The sequence below is a fragment of the Streptomyces vastus genome (genome assembly GCF_039532825.1).
Lineage (GTDB): Bacteria > Actinomycetota > Actinomycetes > Streptomycetales > Streptomycetaceae > Streptomyces > Streptomyces vastus.
On the sequence record NZ_BAAASJ010000105.1, the window covers coordinates 911 to 1,720 of the forward strand.

The window sequence follows — 810 nt, forward strand, 5'->3', positions numbered from 1 at the left end:
AGACCGCGTTGGCCAGGAGGAAGCCGAAGACGAGGCTCAACAGCGCCGTCTCGGCGGAGATCCGCAGCGTGGTGAACAGGACGGAGAGGTTGACCCCGGTCAGCGCCTCCACGTACCAGTGCAGGGTGAGCGATCCGTCGGTGTTCTTCAGACTGAGGAGCAGCGTGCTGAAGATCGGGTAGACGAACAGCATCAGCAGATAGACCACGACCGGCAGGGCGTAGAGGATCCCGATGCGGGTCTTGCGCGAGGCCAGCAGCTTGCGCGGACGGGTGGGGGCGGTGGCGGTGAGGGCGGCCATGGCTCACCCTCCCTGTTCGGTGGGGAAGAGGTTGACGTCCTCGGGGTCGGCGGAGATCCCGACGCGCTCGCCGGCGACGGGCCCGCGGCCGGCCGGTACTTCCAGGCGCAGCAGCGGCGCCTTATCGCCGTCGATCCGCACTCCGGCGCGGACCAGGGTGCCCACGTAGGTGGCGGTCTCCACCGTGCCGGTGCAAAAACCGTCGTCGGTGGCGCAGGCCCGCAGCCGGCCCGGCTGCACGGCGACCTTCACCGGAGTGCTGGCAGCCAGCTGGTGGCGGCGCGCTTTGATCACGCCGCCACTGTGGTCGAGGCGGACCAGGGTGTACTCGTCGGTGTGCTGCTCGATGCGGCCGGGCAGGAAGTTGGCCGCGCCGAGGAAGTCCGCCACGAAGGGCGTCCTCGGCCGTTCGAACAGCTCCCGGGGGGTGTCGAACTGTTCGATCAGGCCGTTGCGCATCACCGCGATACGGTCCGAGAGGACCAGCGCTTCTTCCTGATCGTGCGTCA

1 protein-coding gene and 1 pseudogene are annotated in these 810 nt (G+C 68.8%); both read right to left on the reverse strand.

Annotated features, from left to right (window positions below; all coding sequences use genetic code 11):
• Positions 1–301 (reverse strand): annotated as a pseudogene (locus tag ABD357_RS33975) (ABC transporter permease); the annotation flags it as partial.
• Between the two features lie 3 nt (positions 302–304).
• The coding region (locus ABD357_RS33980; protein ID WP_344395072.1) for a TOBE domain-containing protein at positions 305–810 on the reverse strand (506 nt) is incomplete at its 5' end.